Below are 23016 nucleotides of genomic sequence, written 5' to 3' on the forward strand. Positions count from 1 at the left end.
TGCGGCGCGCCGGTCCAAGGCGGACCGGGCCGCGCACGCGCGAAAAGGATGGACGCTTTATGGGCCGCGGACGGCAGAGAAGCAAGCGGGGACGCGACGGGCAGCGGCGACGTTTCGCCGCAAACAGCACGATCCTGGAGCTCGAGGTCGAGCGTCTCGGCGGACGCGGCGACGGACTTGCCCAGGCGGAGATCAAGGTCGGTTATGCCGCGGAAACGCGACCGGTCTTCGTTCCCTTCTCGCTGCCGGGAGAACGGGTCCGGGTGCGGCCGGTCTCCGATCGGGGCGAGGGTGTGGCCTGCGAGCTGATCGAACTGGTGCAGCCGTCGCCCGAGCGGATCGAGCCCGCCTGCGCCCATTTCATGGCCTGCGGCGGATGCGCCGTGCAGCATCTCTCGGCGGAAGCCTATCGTGGCTGGAAACGGGACCAGGTGGTGCAGCATCTGCGCCGGGTCGGGCTCGACCGGGTCCCGGTGGCGGACCTGCATCCCGCCGCCCCCGGCACGCGCCGGCGCGCCGATTTCGTGCTGCGCCGGATCGGGGCAAAGCTGATCGCCGGGTTCCACGAGCGGGCCAGCAACAGGATCGTCGAGCTTGCGGAATGTCCGGTCCTGCTGCCGGAAGTCTTCGCCCTGCTTGAGCCGCTGCGGGCCCTGTTCGAACCGGTCCTGAAGCCCGGCGAGGGCGTCGATTGCATCGTCAACGCGCTCGATAACGGGCTCGACGTGCTGCTGCGGCTGCCGGCCCATCCGGGACTGGGATTTCGCGAGCGCCTGGCCGTCTTCGCCGACACGCACGATCTCGCGCGGCTGTCCTACCTTGCGGGTGACGAAACCCTGACGGACGCGGTCCCGCTGACGGAGCGCCGGCGGCCCGAGATACGCTTCGGCGGTGTGCCCGTCTCTCCGCCGCCCGGGGCCTTCCTGCAGGCGACGCGCGACGGCGAAGCGGCGATCCAGCGATGTGTTCGCGAGGGAATTGGCGCCGCCCGCACGGTGCTCGACCTCTATGCCGGGTGCGGGACTCTTTGCCTGGCACTCGAAACGGCGACCGATCGCGTGGCGGTGGAGGGGGATGGCGGCCTGCTGGCGGCGATCCGGGCGGGGGCGGATGCGGCGGGCCTCGGCGCGCGCCTCCGGACCGAGCGCCGGGATCTGACGCAGCGTCCCTTCGCGGGCAAGGAACTGGCGCGCTTCGAGGCCGTGATCCTCGATCCGCCACGGGCCGGCGCGCGCGAGCAGTGCATCGCGCTCGCCGACTCCTCCGTGCCGCGTCTGGTCTATGTCTCCTGCAATCCGGCGACCTTCGCCCGGGACGCACGGGCGCTCGTCGACGGCGGATACATCTGCACCGGGGTGACGCCGATTGACCAGTTCCTCTGGACCCCGCATATCGAGCTCGTCGCCACCTTCGAGCGGGCGGCGCGGTGAGCGCCGCCGACCCGACCCGTCTGCGCAAGCGCACGGTCACGGTTTCCGGGCATCAGACCTCGATCTCGCTCGAAGAAGCCTTCTGGGAGGCGCTGAAACAGATCGCCCGCCGGCGCGGGCTTTCGATCAACACCCTCGTCTCCGAGGTTGACGCCACGCGTACGGGGAATCTCTCGAGCGCTCTGCGCGTCTTCGTGCTCGCAGAACTCCAGAGCGGCGGAGCCGGTTCAGTTTCCGAGTAGTCCCTTCAACACGCCCTGCAGGGCCTTTTCCGGCGTCAGCTTCTCGACCGGTTGCGACGGCGCCGCCGATGGCGTCTCGGTCGCGCTCCCCGAGCCCTGCGGCTGGGCGCCGCTGCCGCCCTTGTTGAACTGGCGCAGGATCCCGCGTTCGATGACACGCTGCAGGACGAAGGCCTGGAGCCTGTTCGCATCGAGAACCTGACGAGGATTGTTGAGCGGTCCGACCATGCGCAGGCCGATCGGCGGCGAGTTCGGATGCTCGCTCAGCCAGAACTGGGTGTTTACGTCCATTTCCTGCGGCGGCAGGTTGACGACGGCCGTCCCGCGGCCCTCTGCCGTCCCGGACTTGAGCGCGATATCCTCGGAGCGCAGAACGCCGTCAGTGATCCTGTAGCTCGCGGTGAGGCTGTCGAACGGCGTGGTGCCGCCGCTCATCGCCTTCTGGGCCAGCACGAGAAAATCGACGGAACGGTCGAGCTGCTTCAGCTGGTCGCTGACGGCCGGCAGGTCGAAGCCGTCGACGGTGCCGTTCCGGACCGCCATGTTGCCGGTGCCCTGCAGGCCGGAAACGAGGGCGAACTCGCTGCGCCCGCTGGTCTGGAGCGCGGTCTCGTAGTCGAGCGTTCCGGTGACCTGCGCGACATCGGCCGCCGACATCGCGGCCTGGCGCACGTCCGCGTTCCTGATCCGGAGCGTCATCTCGGCCGCCGGCGTCGGCGCATGGCGGAGGCTCGCGGTTCCGTCCACGGTGCCGCCGAACAGGCCGGAGGCGAGACGCGAAACGGCCAGCACGCCGTTTTCCAGCGTGGCGGCGAGATCCAGATTGTCGAACAGGTAGGCGCCGTACCGGACCTGCTTGGCCTTCAGCGAGATTTCCGCATCGGCGGTCAGCAATCCGGAGGTGTCGATGGTCTCGCGCGACCAGGCGCGCGCGCCGCTCTTTACGGGAACGGCCGGCGCGACGCCGCCGCCAGGACGGGCGCTGCCCTTCGGCAGCCACGGATCGATGGCCACCGTTCCGGCTTCCGCGGCAAATGTCAGCTTCGGGCGCGGCTCCTTCAGCGCGAGAGCCGCGGTGCCGGTAAGCGCCAGCGGGCCGGCGCCGAGTTTCAGGCCGTTGATGGCGAGATCGTCCGTCGCGCCTTCGAGCCGGGCTTCCAGGTTCACCGGGCCGAGATCGCGTTTTGCCGGGCTGTAGGCGGGAGCGAAGTGCCGGATCAGCGCAACCACGTCGGGATGGGCGTATCGGGTGTCGAGCGCGAGTACCGGAACGCTCCCACCGGTATCGACGGTACCCGAGACGCCGAACCGGCCGCCATCGAGATCCATTGTCGCATCCACGCCGAAGGCGCCGTTCTCGACGCTGACCAATGTCGCGGCAAGCGCAACCGCCCCGAGGGTCATGTCCGCGGGCAGGGCGCCCGGAGACAGGGTCTCCGCCATCCGTTTCACGTCCGGATGCTGCAGTTTGAGGGCGAGGTCGAGGCCGAGCGGCCGGGCCAGCGGCTGCAGCACGCCCTTGATCGAGGCGCTTCCGCCGACGGCGCTTGCCGTCGCGTCGAGAGTCAGGTTCGAGAGGTCGCCGAGAATGCTCCCGGCGAGTTTCACGGCGCCGACCCGCTGAAGGATCTCGTTCGGCTCGACGCCGCCGAGCCGCGCGAGTCGGGCCGCGGATTTCGCGTCGATCTCGAAGTCGAGTTTGGTGTTGGGATCGGCGACGGAACCGGCAAGCGAGCCGCTCAGATCGACCCGCGCACCGCCGAGGTCGGCGATCGACAGGTTGCGCAGGTTGAGGGCGCCGTTCTGGATCGTGGCGTCGATCTTGCCGTCGAGGATCGCGGTCTGGCGGATCAGGAGCTCTTCGAAATTGACCTTGATATTGGCATCGAAACTATTGAGCGCGACCGCCGCCTGCTGCATCGGCGACGGGCCGCCGGACGCGGCCGGGCCGGCATCACCGCCCGCCTTGGTTCCGTCCCCGGCGCTTTCCGGCGGCAGATAGGCGTCGAGATTGAGCTTGCCGAGATTGAGCGCGAGGCCGAAAGCCGGCCGCTCGCGCAGCAGCAGGGTCAGTCCTCCGCGGATCTGGGTGGTGTCGAGATCCATCGTCCAGTTGGTGAGCTGGACCTGCTCCGGGGTCGCGGTGATATCCGCCCCGAGGCTGCCCTTGCGAAGACGGTCCGGCGCGACGGCATCGAGGTCCGTGCCGAGCCAGGCAAGGGCGCCGCGCAGATTGTCGGAGACGAAATCCGCCCGCCCCGCGAAGCGCGGCTTACCGTCCGCGCTCTCCAGAGTGCCGGAAACGGTGAGATCCGAGCCGCCGGGCATTTGTGCGCTGAGCACTTTCAGCACCACGGTCCGGTTCGTCAGCGTGGCTTCCACCCTGGGCTGCCGGACCACGCCTCCGCGGTAATCCATGGCGTCGGCGGTCAGCGCCAGGTCGGCTTCGATCCCGTCGGGGAGCGCGAACGGGGCGGCGGCCTTGCCCGGTGCCGAGGGGCCGGACCCGGCCGGGGCGGCGGGCGTTCCGGCCGCACCGCCGAACGCGGCGAGAAGCTCGTCGAGCGAGAAGCGGTCGACCGACAGCGCGGCATCGATGGCGAGCGGATCGGCCAGTTCGGCGGAAACCTGGCCCTTCGACACGAGGCCGCCGGCGGTGAGGGTGAGATCGCTCGCGGTCAGCCGCTCCTGGTTGCCTTCCAGCTTCGCGGAGAACCTGAACGCTCCCTTGAGGGCGGGGGGGACCGTTCCCCTGGCGACGCCAAGCGGCGCAAGGGCATCGACCGCAGCGACGAGGTCGGCGCCGGACGCCGCTACCGAGCCCATCAGGCGCGGCGTTTCGCCCAGCACCACCGTGCCACCGAAGGAGGCTTCCGCAGCCTCTTGCCCGACGGAGAGCACGGCTTCCAGCACGGTCGCGCGCCCGGCGTCGATCCGGCCGGTGGCCGCGGAGAGGGTGAGCGGAAGGCCCTGATAGACCAGGCCGGCCTTTGCCTTGAAGGGGCCGTTCAGGCTCTCGGCGCTGAGGATCGCATCGAGCCCGGTGACGGTGTGCTCGGTGCCGCCGGCATGATCGAGAAAGCTCACCTGTCCGTTGACGATTTCGGCGCCGTCGAGGCTCAGATCGAGAGCGCCGCCGTCTGCGGCCTCTGACCCGGCATCGGCTTGAGGCGCCGTGTCCGTGCCGCTCGCGAACGTCCAGTTGTTGCCGCCGCCGGCGAACTTCTCGAGCCGGATCACCGGGTCCTTCAGAGTGATCGAGGCGACCTTGATACGGCCGCTGAGCAGCGGCGCCAGCGCGACATGGATCTGCAGCGCACCGACCGAGACGAAGGTGTCCCCGGTTCCGCCCTCGGCATTCGCGAGGCGCAGCTTTTCGACCGAAAGACGCGGGGCGGGCAGCACCTGGAAACCGATATCGCCGTCGATCTCGAGCTCGCGGCCGGTCTGCTCCTCGACGGCCCTCGCGATCTCGGTCTTGTAGCTGTTCCAGTCGACGAAACCCGGGCCGACGAGAATCACGGCGCCGAGCACAATCAGCAGCGCCAGGATCGCGAGAACCAGTTTCTTCACAATTGCCTCCATCAGGTGCCGCACGCACGGAGCTACCCGCGACCGTGTAGACTGCGGCATCAATATGGCCGCAATTGGATGTCCAATCTATATGGCCCGGACCGGCGCGCAAGTCACCAGATCGACCGGGTGGCGCGACGCGCGGGATGGGATAAGCTGCCGCCTCTACCGGCAAGAAACTTTTGCGGAAATCCGACCGTGCTCGCTTTCCTGATACCCGATGCCGTACCGCTCTGGGGCGCTGTCGCGCTGGTGCTCTTCAGCTACGTGACCTCCGCCGTCACCGTCGCGTTCGGCCTCGGCGGCGGAGTCATGATGCTCGTCGCCATCGGTTCGGTGCTGCCGCCGCTCGCCGTGATCCCCGTGCATGGCGTGGTGCAGCTCGGCTCCAACGCCGGACGCGCCTACCTGATGCGGGAGCATCTGCAGCACCGACTCTTCGGCTTCTTCGTGCTCGGCGCCGTCGTCGGCGCGGCGATCGCGGCGCAGCTGGTCGTCGCCGTCCCGCAGGCCGCCCTTCAGGCCGTGCTGGCGCTCTTCATTCTCTATACGGTCTGGGGGCCGCGCCTCGGCAAGCACAAGGTTCCGGCGCCGGGCTTCGCCGCCGTCGGCCTGGCGACCACCTTCGCGACCATGTTCGTCGGCGCCACCGGGCCGCTGCTCGCCGCCTTCCTGCCGCCGGACCGCTACGGCAAGATGGCGACGGTGGCGACCCACAGCGCCTGCATGACCATGCAGCACGGCGTGAAGATCGTCGCCTTCGGGATTCTCGGCTTCGCCTTCATGGAATGGGTGCCGCTGATCGCCGCGATGATCGCGACGGGCTTCCTCGGCACCGCGACCGGCAAGAAGGTTCTGGAGAGGCTGCCCGAACGGGTCTTCGCAATCGGCTTCAAGACCGTACTCACCCTGCTGGCGGTACGCCTGCTCTGGGTCGGGGGGCGTGAACTGACCGCGCTGTTCTGAAGCCTTCCGAACGCCGGGCTAGTCGGAGCCGGCTGCCGCGGGCAGCGGCACGACGTCGGCCGGCAGCTCCGAGACCGGAACCTGCATGGTCATCGGCCGGATGACGTCATGCATCTTGATCGACCGGATCTGCAGGTCGTGGATGGCGTCCCGCGGGACGTACTGCGTCGCGATCTGAGCAAGTTTCCGGCGCAGTTGGGGGACCCGGATCTGCCAGACGGCATTGTCGACCAGACTCTGGATGTCGGTCTGACAATGCTGCGAGATGGCCTTGCACTTCTCTCGGATCACCTGGGCACTGGCGGGACCGGGCGCGGTGAACATCACGTCGATGACGCATTTCTGGTCGCGTCCCCGGTCGCTCTCGAAATAGACCTCGATCGTCGGCGAGAGCCGCACGGGCTCGATCCGGATATAGCGGTTCGGGTCATGGCTGATGATCGGATCGAAATGCAGGATGCTCATCATCGCGGTGATCAGGCAGGAGCCGAAGGTGATGAAGCCGAAGAGATGCGCCCACGGCATGTGATCGAGGGTGAGCGGCGTCAGCGGATAGGTGACGAGGCGGTCGTAGTAATCCGGGTCGACGCGCCAGTTGAACAGGCGGATGTCGAGGACGAAGGAAAAGTCGCCCCAGTCGTTGATGGTCGGCCCGATGCCGAGAATCGCGGCGTTCCAGAGGGCGATCAGCAGGCCGGTCAGGAAAATCATGCCGAGGGACGCGATCAGGGCGACGCCAAGATGCCATTTTGCCCAGTAGGACGCGATTTCCGCACGATAGCGGTGCATGACACGCGCTTCGCGTTCGGCCCTCTCGTCCAATACCAGGTAACGGCCCATTGGCTAAATCACTTTCAATTCAGAAAGTTCATGCTCAAAAATCAGGTCACTTTGAAATTATATACGACATTTTGCCTTTGGGATAGAGTTCCTGGCGGGAAAGATTCAATTTGAGGGATTATAGAGGCAATTCGACGGGGCTGTCTTCCATTTCCTCCAATTTTCTTGTGGACGCTATCCCGCGTCGCGCGGCCATGCCGGCTCGCGCTTCGGTATTCCGGGGCGGGCCCCGGAGCGCAAGTGCACGGGGCAGCCTTGTGCGCGGGGCTGAAAGGTATGGCTTCTGCGGGGCGCGCCGTCCCGCCCGGTGTCGTCTCAGGGCACGAAGGCGCAGCGCATATTGCCCCAGTGTTGCTCCGAGAGTGTGATCGGGCAGTCGATTTCCTTCAGCAGCACCTTCTTCCCGCCGCCCATGTCGCGGATATAGGTCTGCAGCTGGTGCGGTTCCCGGTTCCCCGCCGCGAGCAGGCCCGCGCGATCGTCGAAGATCCGGCGGTTCCGGCAGTTGGCCGCGTTCCAGACCGGATCGTCCGGCCGCTGGGGCTGCGAGACGACTTTGTTGTGCGTGCCGATATAACCGTTCCGGTCGGTCGCGCAGAGCAGCCGGATACGCTCGTCCCTGGCTTTGCCGCGTTCCTGGATCGGGGTCAGGATCTCGTCCGTCAGCTCGACAAACTTGGTTGAGAACTGGATCGGATTGGTGCCCGGGATGGCGGTGTAGTGGCTGTCGAACATGTCCTCGAGCGAAATCCGCCCCGACTGGATTGCCGCATTGAGTGCGTCGGATGCCTCCTTGGCGGCTTCCTGGCAGATTTCCCGGAAGACGTCGTTCTCGCCCATCGCCTGTTCCATCATGGCGCTGACGGCCGCGGCGGTGTCCTCCGTCAGGTTGGTCAGCCCGACATGCAGGCCGAGCGAGGTGGCCGCGACCACGCGGGCGGGGATGCGGAGGCCGTTTGCCAGGGAGATGTGACCGTTCGTATCCGGGGTGGCCGTTTCCTGGTTGTCGCAGAGCAGCAGTGCGCCGCGGGGCGAGAGGTCGGCGATGAAGCCCTTCTCGCGCAGGTCCCCGAACTCGATATCGGCCTCGATCACGGTCGGAACGCGGTCATTGGCCCGGCGGTCCGCCTGACTGCTGGAGCGCACGACAATGGCGAGGCGGCGTTTCATGTCGCCGACATTGACGCTGACATTCTTCGCCAGCGTCTCGATGGCGCCGGCGGACTTGCTCGTACGGTCGGCATGCTCGGCGACCCGCGCGATGGCGTCGGCGACCTGTGCCGTCATTTCCGAGGCCTCGTTCGAGGAGCGTCCGATCTCGCTGGTGGCGGCCTGCTGTTCCTCGACGGCGGTGGCGACCCCTGTTGCGATACCGTTCACCTCGTTGATCTTCGCCGCGATGCCGGTGATCGCGTCGACGGAATTGCGTGTCGCGGCCTGCACGTTGGAGGTGTGCTGGCTGACATCCTGGATGGCGTTCTCGGTCTGCTGGGCGAGCGACTTCACCTCCGAGGCCACAACGGCGAAACCCTTGCCGGCTTCCCCCGCACGCGCCGCCTCGATCGTCGCGTTCAGCGCAAGCAGCTTGGTCTGCGCTGCGATCGTATTGATGAGGTCGACGACCGAGCTGATGTTCGTGGTGGCTTCCTCCAGCGCGGAAACCTGATTGCGGGCGTCGTCTGCCGAACTGGTCGCCTGGTTCGTCAGGGTTGCCGACTCGGAAACCTGGGTGGCGATTTCCTGGCTCGACGCGCTCAGTTCCTCCGTCGCGGCGGCAACAGAGTTGACGTTGTTCGCGGTCACGTCCGTTGCCTGCCGCACCTCGTTGACAAGGGCGGCCATGTCGTTCGCCGCCTCCGCAAGGCTGTTGGTCAGGCCGGCAACGCGGTTGGCCTGCAGCGTCACTTCCTCGACGGTCTGGTCGATCTCGCGTTCCAGCGTGTCGGCGATATTGAGGATCTGGTTCTGCAGCTTCACCGCCTCGTCGGAGCTGCTGTAGGCCTCGAGGGCAAGATCCATGTCGATCGCGATCGCCCTGGAGACGGCGTTGCAGTAGCGGAGGGCGTCTTCGGTCCGCTTGTACTTCTTCGCGATCAACCGGAAGAGAAGCGGCTGGATGAACGCGTAAGCGCCGATATACCAGCGCGGGGTCAGGCCGATCCGGGCGTGGATCCTGCCGATCCGGATCGCGCGCTGCAGATGCGCGTCGTCGAATCCATCATTGAAGACGCAGCGCCAATGTTCCGTCTGGGCGCGCTTGAGGGCATCGATGCCGGGGCCTTTTTCAAGGATCCCGGCTGTTTCCGGAGCGGCCGAGATATGTTCGTAGAACGCATCGAGCACAGACGGCAGTCCGGCCTCGATCACCGGCCAGATGGCCTTCATGTCCGAAAGAGTGTTCTTGTCCAGCCCGGCAAAAGCCAATCGTGAAGTCTGCGCGATATCCGGCATAGCGCTGTCCCTGCCCCTCAGATCGTTATCATGATCGCGTTTTCGCGATCAGTTCCCGCATTCGTTTCCTCTATCCTGCGATGCGCTCGCGAAATAATACAATAATATTCTGGATATTCTCAAAAATTCCGATTCAACCGGTCGAACGGAAGAAATCAACCAATCTGAAGACAATGCCCGGGCGAATTTCGACTTGCCCGATGCTGTCGGAGCGCCATCTAGCAATTGTATGCAATCTTGGGGTGACTCGATATGCTGCTGCAATTCAAGCAATTAAAGGCGCTGCCGAAGGCGTTTTGCGCCGCCCTTGCTCTCTCGGTTGCGGTTTCCGGCTGTGCGTCCGCCGCCGATCTTCCCGTCCAGCGCTCTGAGCGGCATGCCTTCAGGGCCGTTGCGCTGGCCGAAGGACTGGCCCATCCCTGGGGTCTCGCCTTCCTTCCGGACCGGCGAATTCTGGTCACCGAACGCGAGGGGGGACTGCTTCTCTTCGGGGCGGATGGGGGCGAGCCCGTTTCGGTGTCCGGCCTGCCCGAATTCCATGCTTCAGGTCAGGGCGGGTTGCTCGACGTGGCGCTGCATCCGGGTTTTGCCTCGAACGGGTTGCTCTACCTCTCCTATTCCGGCCGCGGCGCGGGAGGCGCGGGGACCGAGGTGGCCCGTGCGCGGCTCTCCGGCAATTCGCTTGTCGGGCTCGAGGTCATTTTCCGCCAGCAGCCGAAAGTGTCGGGCGGCCGCCATTTCGGCTCCCGGCTCGCTTTTGCCCCGGACGGGACCCTGTTCGTCAGTATGGGGGATCGCGGCGGGTACATGGAGGAGGCGCAGAATCCGGCAAACCATATCGGGACCGTGGTCCGCCTCAATGACGACGGCACGGTTCCGGCGGACAATCCGTTCGTCGGCCGGCCGGGTGTCCGTCCGGAGATCTATTCCTATGGCCACCGCAACGTTCAGGGCATGGCGCTCCGGCCGGGAACCGACGTGATCTGGACCCACGAGCATGGCCCGCGCGGCGGGGACGAGGTGAACATCCTGCGTCCGGGCCGCAACTACGGCTGGCCCGCGATCACCTACGGGATCGACTACAGCGGCGCCATCATCTCGGACAAGACCGCCGCGCCGGGCATGGAGCAGCCCGTGATCTACTGGGTACCGTCGATCGCGCCGAGCGGGATGGATTTCTATGTCGGCGACCGCTTTCCGCGCTGGCGCGGCGATCTCTTCGTCGGGGCGCTGGCCGGTTCCCATCTCCGCCGCCTGACGCTCGAGGGCGATCGGGTGACGGGGCAGGAGGTGTTGCTGGAGGAGTTTGGAGAGCGGATACGCGCGGTGAAGCAGGGGCCGGACGGACTGCTCTATGTCCTGACCGACAGCTACGACGGACAGTTACTCCGGCTGGAGCCGTCGGAGTAGCGGGGTTGCCCCTCTGAAAAACGGGGTTGCACCCATGATGTGTCGGTGGTGTAACCTTGCCGCGTTCGGGTTCTGCTAATCGGGGACGGTCATGGCGGCGCAGACCATCGGGGTAAAAGTCAGCGAGGAATTGCGGACGCGGTTGCGCGACGCGGCGGAGCGGGTCGGCCGCACGCCGCACTGGCTGGTCAAGCAGTCGCTGCTCGGCGCCATCGAGCGGATCGAGCGGGGCGAGCCGCTCGACGGCTATCTCGGCGCCGAAGCCGGGGTCGATCTCGAAGACGGCCCGGCGGCCGCCGACCCGGGGCCGCGGCCTTTCCTCGATTTCGCCCAGGGCGTTCAGGCCCAGAGCGTGCTGCGCGCCCGCATCACCGCCGCCTACCGCAAGCCCGAGACCGAGTGCCTGCCCTACCTGATCTCCGAGGCCAGCCTGCCGCCGGCCAAGCTCCGGGCGGCGACCGACCTTGCCCGCGAGCTGGTGGTCGCCCTGCGTGAGAAAAACATGCGCGGCGGCGTGGAGGGTCTGATCCACGAATACGACCTCTCGAGCCAGGAGGGCGTCGCGCTGATGTGTCTCGCTGAGGCGCTGCTTCGCATCCCGGACCGGCAGACCCGGGACGCGCTGATCCGCGACAAGATCTCCGGCGGCGACTGGAAATCCCATCTCGGCCATTCCCCCTCGCTCTTCGTCAATGCGGCGACCTGGGGTCTGGTGGTCACCGGGCGCCTGACCTCGACCCAGAGCGAGGAGAGCATGGGGGCGGCCCTGACCAAGCTGATCGGGCGCGGCGGGGAGCCGCTGATCCGCAGCGGCGTCGACGTCGCCATGCGGATGATGGGCGAACAGTTCGTCACCGGCCAGACCATCTCCGAGGCGCTCGCCAACAGCCGCGTGATGGAGAAGAAGGGCTTCCGCTATTCCTACGACATGCTGGGCGAGGCGGCGACCACGGCCGAGGACGCGGCGCGCTACCTGAAGGATTACGAGCAGGCGATCCACGCCATCGGCAAGGCCTCGAAGAACCGCGGGATCTACGAGGGACCGGGGATCTCGATCAAGCTCTCGGCCCTGCATCCGCGCTACCAGCGCCAGAAGCTCGACCGGGTGATGGAAGAGCTGCTGCCGATCCTCAAGCAGCTGGCGCTGCTCGCCCGCTCCTACGATATCGGACTCAATATCGACGCCGAGGAGATGGACCGGCTGGAGCTCTCGCTCGATCTGCTGGAGGCGCTCTGCTTCGATCCGGACCTCGCCGACTGGAACGGCATCGGCTTCGTGGTGCAGGCCTATTCCAAGCGCTGCCCCTTCGTCCTCGACTACCTGATCGATCTCGCCCGGCGCAGCGGCCACCGGCTGATGATCCGGCTGGTGAAGGGCGCCTACTGGGACACCGAGATCAAGCGCGCGCAGGTCGACGGGCTCGAGGATTTCCCGGTCTTCACGCGGAAGATCCATACCGACGTCTCCTACCTCGCCTGCGCCAAGAAGCTGCTGGCGGCGCCGGATGCGGTCTATCCGCAATTCGCGACCCACAACGCCCAGAGTCTCGCCGCGATCATGCAGATGGCCGGGCCGAACTATTATGCCGGCCAGTACGAGTTCCAGTGCCTGCATGGCATGGGCGAGCCGCTCTACGAGGAGGTCGTCGGCAAGGACAAGCTGAACCGTCCCTGCCGGGTCTATGCGCCGGTCGGCAGTCACGAGACCCTGCTCGCCTATCTCGTCCGCAGGCTGCTGGAGAACGGCGCCAACACCTCCTTCGTCAACCGCATTGCCGACCCCGATTTCTCGGTCGAGGACCTGGTCGCCGACCCGGTCGCGGCGGCGCAGGCGATCACGCCGGTCGGCGCGCCGCATCCGCAGATCAGTCTGCCGCGCAAGCTCTATGGCGAGGCGCGCCCGAATGCGGAAGGTCTCGACCTCTCCAACGAGCAACGCCTGGGCTCGCTCTCGGCCGCGCTGCTCTCCAGCGCCGAGAGTCTCTGGACGACGGCGCCGACGGTGCCGGGCCACGATCCGTCGGGAACGGTGCGCGAGCTGCGCAATCCGTCCGATCGACGCGATCTCGTCGGCACGGTCAGGGACGCCGACGCGGAGACGATCGAGAAGGCTTTCGCCGTGGCGGAGGCGGCCGCTCCGGTCTGGGCCGCGACCGAGCCGGCGGAGCGGGCCGCCCTGCTGCTGCGCGCCGCCGACCTGATGGAAGCGCGGATGCCGGTGCTGATGGGGATCTGCGTCCGCGAAGCCGGCAAAACCATGGCGAACGCCATTGCCGAGGTGCGCGAGGCGGTGGATTTCCTGCGCTATTATGCGCGCGAGGTGGAGACCAAGTTCGACATGGACAGCCATCGCCCGCTCGGGCCGGTGGTCTGCATCAGCCCGTGGAACTTCCCGCTCGCGATCTTCACCGGGCAGCTCTCCGCGGCGCTCGCCGCGGGCAATCCGGTGCTGGCGAAGCCGGCGGAGGAAACCCCGCTGATCGCCGGCGAGGCGGTGCGCCTGCTGCACGAGGCGGGCATTCCGGAAGACGTTCTGCAACTGCTACCGGGCGCGGGCGATGTCGGCGCCGCGCTGGTGGCCGACAGCCGGGTGCGCGGGGTGATGTTCACCGGCTCGACCGAGGTGGCGCGGCTGATCCAGTCGGGCCTCGCCGGTCGCCTCGCGCCGGACGGCACGCAGATCCCGCTGATCGCCGAGACCGGCGGGCAGAACGCGCTGATCGTCGACAGTTCGGCCCTGCCGGAGCAGGTCGTCGCCGACGTCATCATGTCGGCCTTCGACAGCGCGGGTCAGCGCTGTTCGGCGCTGCGCGTGCTCTGCCTGCAGGACGACGTGGCCGACCGCATGCTGGAGATGCTGAAGGGCGCGCTGCGGGAGCTCGCGGTTGGCAACCCGGACCGGCTCGCGACCGATGTCGGCCCGGTCATCACCGCAGAGGCGAAGACCACGATCCAGGCCCATATCGACGCCATGCGCGAGCGCGGCAACGGGGTCGAGAGCCTCGACCTGCCGCCGGAGACCCGGTACGGAACCTTCATCGCACCGACCCTGATCGAGATCGGCGACATCTCCGAGCTCGAGCGCGAGGTGTTCGGTCCGGTGCTGCACGTCATCCGCTTCAAGCGCAGCGGTCTCGACCGGCTCGTCGACGCGATCAACGCGACCGGCTACGGTCTCACCTTCGGGGTGCATTCCCGGATCGACGAGACCATCGACCGTGTGGCGCGGCGGATTGCGGTGGGGAACGTCTATGTGAACCGCAACATCATCGGCGCCATCGTGGGTGTGCAGCCTTTCGGCGGCCGCGGGCTTTCCGGCACCGGCCCGAAGGCGGGCGGACCGCTCTATCTCAATCGCCTGCTGGCGCGGCGTCCCTTCACGTCGGCACTGCGGGACCGGGCACCCGAGGTCGGACCGGAGCCGGCACATCAGTTCGAGACCTGGCTCCGGGATACGGGGCGCGGCGCGGAGGCCGATCTCGCCAGGGCCTATATCGCCCGCTCGCCGCTCGGCACCGATCTCGACCTGCCCGGGCCGGTCGGGGAGCGCAACCGCTACCTGGTGCATCCGAAAGGCCGCGTCGCCGCCATCGCTTCGGGCGAGGCCGGGTTGCTGCGCCAGGTCGCGGCGATCCTCGCGGCGGGCAACGCGGCGGTCCTGCAGGAGAACGGCGCCGCCACCAGCCTGGTGTCCGGCCTGCCGAAGGATCTCCGCGACCGTGTGGCGCTGACCAAGGACTGGGTGGCGGAGCCCGCTCTTGCCGCCGTGCTCTTCGAAGGCGACGCGGATGCGCTGATCGAGATCCAGAAGCTGGCGGCCGGGCGCGACGGACCGCTGGTCGGCGTGCAGGGCGTCTCTCCCGCCGGGCTTGCGTCGGGCCGGGAGGACTACTGTCTCGACTGGCTCGTCGAGGAGCAGTCGATCAGCATCAACACGGCGGCCGCCGGCGGCAATGCCAGCCTGATGTCGATCGGCTGACGGCACTCACGCCGCGTATTCGTCGATCGCCTTCTCGTCCCAGACGATTCCGGCACCCGGCAGGTCGGGCGGCACCACGAGGCCGTCCGCGATCCTCGGCCGTTCGGCGAGGATGCCGGCGGCAAGGTCGAACCATTCGAGGATATGCCCGGTCGGCGTTGCCGCCAGCAGATGCACGGAATGATCCGGGAACAGGTGGCTCGAGACCGGGATATTGTGCGCGGCGGCGAGCCCCGCGACCTCCATCCAGCCGGTGACGCCGCCGATCCGCATCGCGTCCGGCATCGCGTGGTCGATCGCGCCCGCCTCCAGCATCTTCGCCATGTCCCGCGCGCCGTACCAGTTCTCGCCAGACTGTACCGGCGTCGCGATGGCGGCGCGGACATTGGCATGCCCGGCCACATCGTCCCAGGCGACCGGTTCCTCGATCCAGGCGAGGCCCTCGTGGTCGAGCAGGTGCATGCGTCTTGCGGCCTCGTCGGCGCTGAAGGCCTGGTTGAAATCCATCGCCACCCAGGCATCCTCGCCGGCAACCGATCTGATCGCCCGGGCGACGGCGACGTCCTCGCGCGGATCGGGCGCGCCGGACTTCACCTTGAAGGCGCGGAAGCCGTCCTCCAGCGAGCGCTCGATATCGCGCGCGGTCTCCTCGGGGCCCATCTGCCCGAGGCTGTCATAGACCCGGACCGGGCGTGGCGCGCTGCCGAGCAGGGCGGCGAGCGGCAGGCCCTGCGCCTTCGCCGCGGCATCCCAGAGCGCCATGTCGATCCCGCCGACCGCCGACGCCATGAGACCCGGCCAGCCGGAAAGCCGGCAGAGCGTGCGCAGTTTCATCCAGACGTCGCGCGGCATCAGCGCATCGCCCTTCACCTTCGCCTCCAGCTCCGACACGAGCTGGGCGAGGGGGCGGAGGAAATAGTCCGAATAGGGAAAGAGATAGGCCGAGCCGGTGATCCCGGCATCGGTCGCGATGTCGAGCAGGACGAGCGGGGCGGCCTGCAGGGTGCCGGACGCGGTCTTGTGCGGTTGCGGCAGGGGCACCACGACGGTGCGGACGGTGAAGCCGCCGATCCTGATGTCTCTGGTTCCGGTCATCGTCAAGCTCCCTTCGCGATCCGCGTCGCCGCGGTCTGCACGCCGGCCGCCGACCAGCCGCCGTCGATATTCACCGCCTGGCCCGTGATGTAGGAGGCCTTGTCGCTCAGCAGGAAGGCGGCAAGCTCGGCGACCTCCGCCGGCTCGCCATAGCGGTTCATCGGGATGCCCTGCATCCACTCGGCGCGGACATTGGCGTCCTGGACACGCTCGATCAGCGGGGTGTTGATCGGCGCCGGGCAAAGCGCGTTGACCCGGATCCCGTGCCTGGCGAATTCGAGTGCGGCGACCTCGGTCAGGTTTATCACCCCGGCCTTGGACGCGCCGTAGGCGGCCCGCTCGGCGCAGCCCCGGACGCCGGTCGCGCTGGCAAGCGAGACGAGGGAGCCTCCGGTGCCGCGCTCGATCATCACTTTCGCCGCCGTGCGGAGGGTCGTGTAGACCCCGGTCAGGTTGATGGCGATGATGCGCGCGAAATCCTCCGCGTCGCCGTCGAGGATGGTCTTGCGGTGCCCGATCCCGGCGCTGGCGACGCAGCCCGTGAGCCCGTCCATGAATTCGGCGCCGGCGCGGATCGCAAGATTGAGCGCGGCCTCGTCGCGGACATCGACCGCGCCGGTCATCACCCTGTCGCCGCCGAGCTTCCGCTTCGCCTGTTTGAGACTGTCCTCGTTCAGGTCCAGCAGGCAGACCCGGCCGCCATCGGCATGCAGCTTCTCGGCAATGGCGAATCCGATCCCCGACGCGCCGCCGGTGATCGCAACCTTGTCGGTCATTTGTTTCCTCCCTCTGACTGCCCGTATTCTTCCGCGCTTTCGGGCCCCGGTCGAGGAGAATGGCGCATGGGGAACGTTCCGAGACGCGCATTGCAAAAGCGCGGGCGATGAAAGACTGTTAGCCTCGAAATCCAATCGGGGCACGCTAGGGAGGACGCCATGGAAACCAGAGCCGCCGTCGCATTCGAGGCCGGCAAGCCGCTCAAGATCGAGACCGTCACCCTGGACGGACCGCGTGCGGGCGAGGTGCTGGTCGAGATCAAGGCGACCGGGATCTGCCACACCGACGAGTTCACCCGTTCCGGCGACGATCCGGAGGGCATTTTCCCGGCGATCCTCGGCCATGAGGGCGCGGGCGTGGTGGTCGACGTGGGCCCCGGCGTGAGCAGCCTGAAGAAGGGCGACCACGTGATCCCGCTCTACACCCCGGAATGCCGGGAGTGCGAATACTGCCTCAACCCGAAGACCAATCTCTGCCAGAAGATCCGCACCACCCAGGGCGCCGGCCTGATGCCGGACGGAACCAGCCGGTTTTCGATCAACGGCGAGAAGATCTTCCACTACATGGGCTGCTCGACCTTCGCCAACCACACGGTGATGCCGGAGATCGCGCTGGCCAAGGTGCGCGAGGACGCGCCGTTCGACAAGATCTGCTACATCGGCTGCGGCGTGACCACGGGGGTCGGCGCGGTGGTCAACACGGCCAAGGTGGAGCCGGGCTCCAACGTCGTCGTCTTCGGCCTCGGCGGCATCGGCCTCAACGTGATCCAGGGTGCCCGCATGGTCGGGGCGGACATGATCGTCGGCGTCGACATCAATCCGGCGCGGAAAGAGATCGCCGAGAAGTTCGGCATGACCCATTTCGTCAATCCGAAGGAGGTCGAGGGCGATCTCGTCCCCTATCTGGTGGATCTGACGAAGGGCGGCGCCGACTACAGCTTCGAGTGCATCGGCAATGTCACCACCATGCGCCAGGCGCTCGAATGCGCCCACAAGGGCTGGGGCGAGAGCATCATCATCGGCGTCGCCGGCGCCGGCCAGGAAATCTCCACCCGCCCGTTCCAGCTCGTCACCGGCCGCTCCTGGCGCGGCACCGCCTTCGGCGGGGCGCGGGGCCGCACCGACGTGCCGAAGATCGTCGACTGGTACATGCAGGGCAAGATCGACATCGACAGCCTGATCACCCACACCATGCCGCTGGACGACATCAACAAGGGTTTCGACCTGATGCATGCGGGCGAGAGCATCCGCAGCGTGGTGGTGTACTGACCGCCACGTAGCCCAACCATATTCCGTCATCCCGGACCCCGATCCGTGACCCGGGGGCGGAGGGCTCTACCCCATGATCATCCGGGGCCCGGCTCTGCGGCCGGGATGACGACTGTTGCGGGCACTCTTCGGGCTCGGCAAGCCGTGGCGCGCGGCCTATGATCGCGCCGGGGACATTCATCCGGGGGGCCGCGTGTTCGAGATACCGCCATTTCCGACCGTGACGATCGGCATCATCGTCTTCTTTCTCGGCGCCGCGCTGACCCGCAGGGTCGGCTTCCTGAAGGCCTACAACATCCCGGAACCGGTTTCCGGCGGACTGCTCGTCGCGGTTCTCGTCTGGCTGCTCTACGTCTTCCTCGATATCGAGATCGCCTTCGACCTCGAGGCGAGGGACGAGTTCCTCGTCATCTTCTTCGCGACGGTCGGGCTCAACGCGCGTCTTGCCGACCTGGCCCGCGGCGGCCGTCTGCTCGCCATCCTGCTGGTCGCGACCTTCCTCTTCATCGTGCTGCAGAATGTCGTCGGCTTTCTCGGCACGCAGCTCTTCGACCTGCCCGCAGCCTTCAGCGTGCTGATCGGCTCGGCCGCGCTGATCGGCGGGCACGGCACCGCGATCGCCTGGGGGCCGACGATCGAGACCGCGACGGGCGTTGCCGGCGCCAGCGAGATCGGGATCGCCGCCGCGACCCTCGGCCTGGTCTCGGCCGCCCTCGTCGGCGGGCCCATCGCCCAGTTCCTGATCCGGCGCCACGGCCTCTCCGGCGCGGACGGCCAGACTCTCACGGTGGGCATGCCGCACCCGAAGGAGGAGGACGGGAAGGACGAGGGACAGGTCAACCACATCACGCTGATGCGGGCCCTGCTCTGGGCCCATATCGCGGTGATCATCGGCTATTTCGCCAACAAGGGGATTGCGGCCGCGGACCTGAAGCTGCCGCTGTTCGTGCCCTGCCTGTTCACCGGGATCGTGCTGGCGAATGTGGTTCCGGCGCTGCTCCCGAAGCTGCCGTTCCCGTCGCGCAGCCGCTCGCTCGCCGTCATCTCCGACTACAGTCTCTCGATCTTCCTCGCCATGTCGCTGATGAGCATCCAGCTCTGGACGCTCGCCGGGCTCGGCGGGCCGCTGGTCACGGTGCTGGCGCTCCAGGTGCTCGCGGCGGCGGCGTTCATCGTCCTGGTCTTCTTCCGGGCGATGGGGCGGGACTATACCGCGGCCGTGCTCAGCGCCGGTTTCGCCGGCTTCACCCTCGGCGCGACGCCGACCGCGATGGCCAACATGTCCGCCGTCACCAAGCAGTTCGGCCCGGCGCCGCTCGCCTTCATCGTGCTGCCGCTGGTCTCGGCCTTCTTCGTCGACCTCGCCAACGCCGTCGTCATCGGCTTCTTCGTCGGGCTGTGAGGCGGCTGGGAGGCGGCCGGCCGGTCGCCCGCCTCCCGGCGTCAGATCTCGGTGATTGTCGCCGCCGTCGCCGCATCGCCGGTATTCGGGGTGCCGGCCTTCTCGATCAGCAGCAGATGCGCCTCTTCCTCGGCGACCGGCCGGTGCCGGACGCCTCTCGGGACGACATGGAGCTCGCCCGGCCCGAGGGTGACGTCGCCGTCCTCGGTCTCGATCCGGATCCGGCCTTCCAGCACAAGGAAGAAATCGTCCGTATCGTCGTGCGAATGCCAGTTGAACGCGCCTTTCACCTTCACGACCATGATGTCATGCCCGTTGAAGGCGGAGACCTTTTTCGGCGACCAGTGCTCGCTGAATTTCGAGAGTTTACCGGCGAGGTTCACGGCTTCGATGGCCATGCTGCGCGTCCTTTCGCCCGTCCTAGAGGTTCTGCCCGCCGTCGACCGCGACAGTCTGGCCGGTGACCCAGCTCGCGGCGGGGGAGAGCAGGAAGGCGGCGACCTTCGCGACCTCGTCGGGCCGGCCGAAGCGGTCGAACGGGATGCGGGCGAGGGTCGAGGTATAGACGTCCGGCGCCTCGGTCTTGCGCCGCTCCCAGCTGCCGCCCGGAAACTCGATCGAGCCCGGGGCGATGCAGTTCACCCGCACCCGGTCGGCGGCGAACTTCTGCGCGTGGCTCTGGGTCAGCTGGATCACCGCCGCCTTGACCGCGCCGTAGGGAATCGAGGTGGAGGCGCCGATGCCGGAGATCGAGGAGATCGTGAGCACGGAACCCTGGCTCTTCGTCAGGTACGGATAGGCCGCCCAGGTGGCGCGGACGACGCCCATCAGGTCGACATCCATGCCTTTCTTCCAGCTTTCCTCGTCGTCGCTTGCGCCGAAGCCGGAGGGATTGTTCACCAGCCCGTCGATGCCGCCGAGCGCGCCTGCCGCCGTCTCGATATAGGCCTTCAGCGCGTCCGCGTCGGCGACGTCGCAGATCGCGGTGTGCACTGTGCCGCCGTGGGCGGTCAGCGTCTCCGCCGCGGAGGCGAGGCTCTTCTCGCTGCGCCCGCAGACGGAGACGGCGGCGCCTTCCGCGGCGCAGGCTTCCGCGATCGCGAGCCCGATGCCGCGGGTGCCGCCGGTGACGATGATGTTCTTCGCTTTGAGTCCGAGATCCATTTGTGTGCTCCCCAAGAACAGACAATTGTCATTCCCGCGAATGCGGCGACCTGGGGAGCTTAGAACACAGCCTATCTTCCCTAGGTCCCCACGTGCGCGGGGATGACGAAAAAAGAGTGGCGCCGAAAATCTCAGCCGCCGGAATTGATCCCGAGCGCGTGCCCGGCGAGATAGAGCGAGCCGCAGATCAGGAAGCGCACGGGCGCACCCTTCTTCTGGCTGTCGCGGAGGGCCTGCTTCACGGACCTGACCGGGACGGCCGGCATGGCGGCGCGTTTGGCGCCGTCCATCAGCTCGTCCTCGGTCAGACTGTTCTCCTCGCCCGGAACGGGCATGACATAGAGCCGCTTCGCGTGGCCCTTCAGGTGTTTCAGGAAAGCCGCAGGGTCGCGCGTGTTGAGGGAGCCGAAGAGAAGATGCACGGGCGGCGCCCCCGGTTCCTTCGCCCAGCCGTCGAGGATCGCGGCGACGGCCGTCCCGGCGCTCTCGTTATGGCCGCCGTCGACCCAGAGCGTCGAGCCCGGCGCGAGATAGTCCGTCAGAGCGCCCTCCCGCAGCTGCTGCATGCGGGCGGGCCAGCGCGCCTCGGCGATGCCCTTGGCGCGGGCGCCCTCGGTCGTCGGGACGGGTTTTTCGGCAAGCTCCGCGGCCATCAGCGCCTGCCCGGCATTGGCGACCTGGTGCGCCCCGAGCAGGCCCGGCCGCGGATAGCGCCGCGTGGTCCCGCCGGTGCTGAAGAGCATGCCGTCGCCGCCCTCCGCGATGGTCCATTCCCGGCCGTGGCGGTAGAGCGGTGCGCCGACCTCCGCCGCCCGCGCCTCGATCACCGCAAGCGCCGCCGGGTCCTGCGGACCGATCACGGCCGGCACGCCCGGCTTCAGGATCCCGGCCTTCTCGAAGGCGATCTTCTCGATCGTGTCGCCGAGGAAACTCATATGGTCCATCGAGACCGGCGTGATCACGGAGACGGCCGGGGTCTCGATCACGTTGGTCGCGTCGAACCGCCCGCCGAGCCCGACCTCCAGCAGCAGCACGTCCGCGGGTGTGCGGGAGAAGGCGAGGAAGGCCGCCGCCGTGGTGATCTCGAAAAGCGTGATCGGTACGCCGGCATTGGCGCGTTCGCATTCCTCGAGGATCGCGACCAGCGCGGCGTCCCCGATTTCCTCGCCCGCGATGTAGAAGCGCTCGTTGTAGCGCACCAGATGCGGCGAGGTGTCCGCATGGACGCGGCGTCCGGCTGCTTCGTAGATCCCGCGCAGCATGGCGATCGTGGAGCCCTTGCCGTTGGTCCCGGCGACATGGATCACCGGCGGCAGCTTGCGCTCCGGATGGCCGAGCCTCTCCAGCAGACGCTCCAGCCGGTCGAGCGTCAGGTCGATCAGTTTCGGATGCAGGCGCTGCAGCCTCTCGAGGATCGGCTGCGGCGAGGGCTTGGATGCGGAAATCTCGGGATCCTCCGGGAGGAGAGCCTCAGCTCTCCTCGTCCTCCTCGACGCTCTCGGCCGGGCTCGCGGCGGCTTTCGGCAGCTTCACCACTTCCGCCTCCGGAAGGGGAGAGCGGATCATCGAAAAGACGCGGATCAGCGTGTTCCGGAGCTCCTTGCGGTGCACCACCATGTCGACCATGCCGTGCTCGAGCAGATATTCCGAGCGCTGGAAGCCGTCCGGCAGCTGCTCGCGGATGGTCTCCTGGATCACCCGCTGGCCGGCGAAACCGATGATGGCGCCGGGCTCCGCGATATGGATGTCGCCGAGCATCGCGAAGGAGGCGGTGACGCCGCCGGTGGTCGGATCGGTCAGCACGACGACGAAGGGCAGGCCGGCTTCCTTGACGATCTCGCGTGCGATCACCGTGCGCGGCATCTGCATGAGCGAGAGGATGCCTTCCTGCATCCGCGCGCCGCCCGATGCCGGGAAGACCACGAGCGGAGCCTTCTGCGCCTTGGCGAGTTCGGCCGCGCGGACCAGCGCGTCGCCGACCGCGATGCCCATGGAGCCGCCCATGAAATCGAAGCGGAAGAGCGCGAGCACGACCGGCGCGCCGCCCATCTTGCCGTGCGCGACGATGATCGCGTCCTCGGCGCCGGTCTTCGACTGGGCTTCCTTCAGGCGGTCGGTATAACGCTTGCGGTCGCGGAATTTCAGCGGGTCGAGGACCGGTTTCGGCAGCTCGATCCGGTCGTGCTTCTCTCCGTCGAACAGCATCTCGAGGCGCTTTTCCGCGCCGAGCCGCATGTGGTGTTCGCAGTTCGGGCAGACCTGCTGGTTCTCTTCGAGATTGCGGTGGAAGATCATCTCCCCGCAGCCGCCGCACTTGATCCAGAGGTTGTCCGGCACGTCGTGCGGCTGCACGAGCGCCTTGATCTTCGGCAGGACCGAGTTGGTGATCCAGTTCATCTCATCTCACTCCGCACTCCGC

16 protein-coding genes are annotated in these 23016 nt (G+C 67.4%); 7 read left to right on the top strand and 9 right to left on the bottom strand.

What is annotated here, in order from left to right:
* The first annotated feature begins 59 nt into the window (after positions 1–59).
* The gene (locus ACOOE1_RS16680) at positions 60–1430 is read left to right on the top strand and encodes a class I SAM-dependent RNA methyltransferase (protein WP_420403330.1); all 1371 of its coding nucleotides are present in this window, start codon (positions 60–62) and stop codon (positions 1428–1430) included.
* A complete protein-coding gene (locus tag ACOOE1_RS16685) occupies positions 1427–1672 on the top strand; it encodes a ribbon-helix-helix domain-containing protein (protein ID WP_420403331.1) in 246 nt (81 codons plus the stop codon). Before ACOOE1_RS16680 ends, ACOOE1_RS16685 begins: the two co-directional genes overlap by 4 nt.
* Here ACOOE1_RS16685 and ACOOE1_RS16690 read toward each other — a convergent pair.
* Entirely contained in the window at positions 1658–5245 is a 3588-nt protein-coding gene (locus ACOOE1_RS16690; RefSeq protein ID WP_420403332.1) for an AsmA family protein, read from the bottom strand. The two genes, ACOOE1_RS16685 and ACOOE1_RS16690, sit on opposite strands and share 15 nt — an antisense overlap.
* A 198-nt stretch (positions 5246–5443) precedes the next feature.
* On the opposite strand from ACOOE1_RS16690, the gene ACOOE1_RS16695 reads away from it, so the two are divergent.
* Entirely contained in the window at positions 5444–6211 is a 768-nt protein-coding gene (locus ACOOE1_RS16695; protein ID WP_420403333.1) for a TSUP family transporter, read from the top strand.
* 18 nt (positions 6212–6229) lie between these two features.
* On the opposite strand, the gene ACOOE1_RS16700 is transcribed toward ACOOE1_RS16695, so the two are convergent.
* On the bottom strand, positions 6230–7051 hold the full coding sequence (locus ACOOE1_RS16700; RefSeq protein ID WP_420403334.1) for a hypothetical protein: 822 nt from the start codon (positions 7049–7051) through the stop codon (positions 6230–6232).
* A gap of 315 nt (positions 7052–7366) precedes the next feature.
* Positions 7367–9502: a protoglobin domain-containing protein gene (locus ACOOE1_RS16705; RefSeq protein ID WP_420403335.1), complete on the bottom strand. Its 2136-nt coding sequence runs from the start codon at positions 9500–9502 to the stop codon at positions 7367–7369.
* Positions 9503–9754: 252 nt separating this feature from the next.
* Between ACOOE1_RS16705 and ACOOE1_RS16710 the strand changes: the two genes are divergently transcribed.
* Both ACOOE1_RS16710 and putA read left to right on the top strand, forming a co-directional pair.
* Positions 9755–10912, top strand: coding sequence for a PQQ-dependent sugar dehydrogenase (locus tag ACOOE1_RS16710; protein ID WP_420403336.1), 1158 nt, complete (start codon positions 9755–9757; stop codon positions 10910–10912).
* Positions 10913–11003: 91 nt separating this feature from the next.
* Positions 11004–14891: a trifunctional transcriptional regulator/proline dehydrogenase/L-glutamate gamma-semialdehyde dehydrogenase gene (gene putA, locus ACOOE1_RS16715; protein WP_420403337.1), complete on the top strand. Its 3888-nt coding sequence runs from the start codon at positions 11004–11006 to the stop codon at positions 14889–14891.
* Positions 14892–14897: 6 nt separating this feature from the next.
* Here the strand turns inward: putA and ACOOE1_RS16720 are convergent, their stop codons facing one another.
* A complete protein-coding gene (locus ACOOE1_RS16720; protein WP_420403338.1) occupies positions 14898–15986 on the bottom strand; it encodes an enolase C-terminal domain-like protein in 1089 nt (362 codons plus the stop codon).
* Positions 15987–15988: 2 nt separating this feature from the next.
* Positions 15989–16762: an SDR family NAD(P)-dependent oxidoreductase gene (locus ACOOE1_RS16725; RefSeq protein ID WP_420403339.1), complete on the bottom strand. Its 774-nt coding sequence runs from the start codon at positions 16760–16762 to the stop codon at positions 15989–15991.
* A gap of 159 nt (positions 16763–16921) precedes the next feature.
* Here ACOOE1_RS16725 and ACOOE1_RS16730 point away from each other — a divergent pair, with 159 nt between their 5' ends.
* Positions 16922–18031, top strand: coding sequence for an S-(hydroxymethyl)glutathione dehydrogenase/class III alcohol dehydrogenase (locus tag ACOOE1_RS16730; protein ID WP_420403340.1), 1110 nt, complete (start codon positions 16922–16924; stop codon positions 18029–18031).
* 115 nt (positions 18032–18146) lie between these two features.
* Entirely contained in the window at positions 18147–19433 is a 1287-nt protein-coding gene (gene gltS / locus ACOOE1_RS16735; RefSeq protein ID WP_420403341.1) for a sodium/glutamate symporter, read from the top strand.
* A 41-nt stretch (positions 19434–19474) separates the two neighbouring features.
* On the opposite strand, the gene ACOOE1_RS16740 is transcribed toward gltS, so the two are convergent.
* From ACOOE1_RS16740 to accD, 4 genes are all read right to left on the bottom strand, one after another.
* Complete coding sequence (locus tag ACOOE1_RS16740; RefSeq protein WP_420403342.1) at positions 19475–19831, bottom strand: cupin domain-containing protein; 357 nt, start codon at positions 19829–19831, stop codon at positions 19475–19477.
* Between the two features lie 22 nt (positions 19832–19853).
* Complete coding sequence (locus tag ACOOE1_RS16745) at positions 19854–20597, bottom strand: SDR family NAD(P)-dependent oxidoreductase (protein ID WP_420403343.1); 744 nt, start codon at positions 20595–20597, stop codon at positions 19854–19856.
* Between the two features lie 131 nt (positions 20598–20728).
* Complete coding sequence (locus ACOOE1_RS16750; protein ID WP_420403344.1) at positions 20729–21904, bottom strand: bifunctional folylpolyglutamate synthase/dihydrofolate synthase; 1176 nt, start codon at positions 21902–21904, stop codon at positions 20729–20731.
* A 163-nt stretch (positions 21905–22067) separates the two neighbouring features.
* Entirely contained in the window at positions 22068–22994 is a 927-nt protein-coding gene (accD, locus tag ACOOE1_RS16755; RefSeq protein ID WP_420403345.1) for an acetyl-CoA carboxylase, carboxyltransferase subunit beta, read from the bottom strand.
* Positions 22995–23016 lie beyond the last annotated feature (22 nt).

This window comes from Nisaea sp. (assembly GCF_965216895.1).
In the GTDB taxonomy this organism is placed as follows: domain Bacteria; phylum Pseudomonadota; class Alphaproteobacteria; order Thalassobaculales; family Thalassobaculaceae; genus Nisaea.

Bases quoted from the DNA above. Each gene is read 5' to 3' on its own strand.
- ACOOE1_RS16725 (WP_420403339.1), bottom strand. From the start codon at position 16,762: ATGACCGACAAGGTTGCGATCACCGGCGGCGCGTCGGGGATCGGATTC.
- ACOOE1_RS16680 (WP_420403330.1), top strand. From the start codon at position 60: ATGGGCCGCGGACGGCAGAGAAGCAAGCGGGGACGCGACGGGCAGCGG.
- accD (WP_420403345.1), bottom strand. From the start codon at position 22,994: ATGAACTGGATCACCAACTCGGTCCTGCCGAAGATCAAGGCGCTCGTG.
- ACOOE1_RS16710 (WP_420403336.1), top strand. From the start codon at position 9,755: ATGCTGCTGCAATTCAAGCAATTAAAGGCGCTGCCGAAGGCGTTTTGC.
- ACOOE1_RS16720 (WP_420403338.1), bottom strand. From the start codon at position 15,986: ATGACCGGAACCAGAGACATCAGGATCGGCGGCTTCACCGTCCGCACC.
- putA (WP_420403337.1), top strand. From the start codon at position 11,004: ATGGCGGCGCAGACCATCGGGGTAAAAGTCAGCGAGGAATTGCGGACG.
- ACOOE1_RS16730 (WP_420403340.1), top strand. From the start codon at position 16,922: ATGGAAACCAGAGCCGCCGTCGCATTCGAGGCCGGCAAGCCGCTCAAG.
- ACOOE1_RS16705 (WP_420403335.1), bottom strand. From the start codon at position 9,502: ATGCCGGATATCGCGCAGACTTCACGATTGGCTTTTGCCGGGCTGGAC.
- ACOOE1_RS16745 (WP_420403343.1), bottom strand. From the start codon at position 20,597: ATGGATCTCGGACTCAAAGCGAAGAACATCATCGTCACCGGCGGCACC.
- ACOOE1_RS16700 (WP_420403334.1), bottom strand. From the start codon at position 7,051: ATGGGCCGTTACCTGGTATTGGACGAGAGGGCCGAACGCGAAGCGCGT.
- ACOOE1_RS16740 (WP_420403342.1), bottom strand. From the start codon at position 19,831: ATGGCCATCGAAGCCGTGAACCTCGCCGGTAAACTCTCGAAATTCAGC.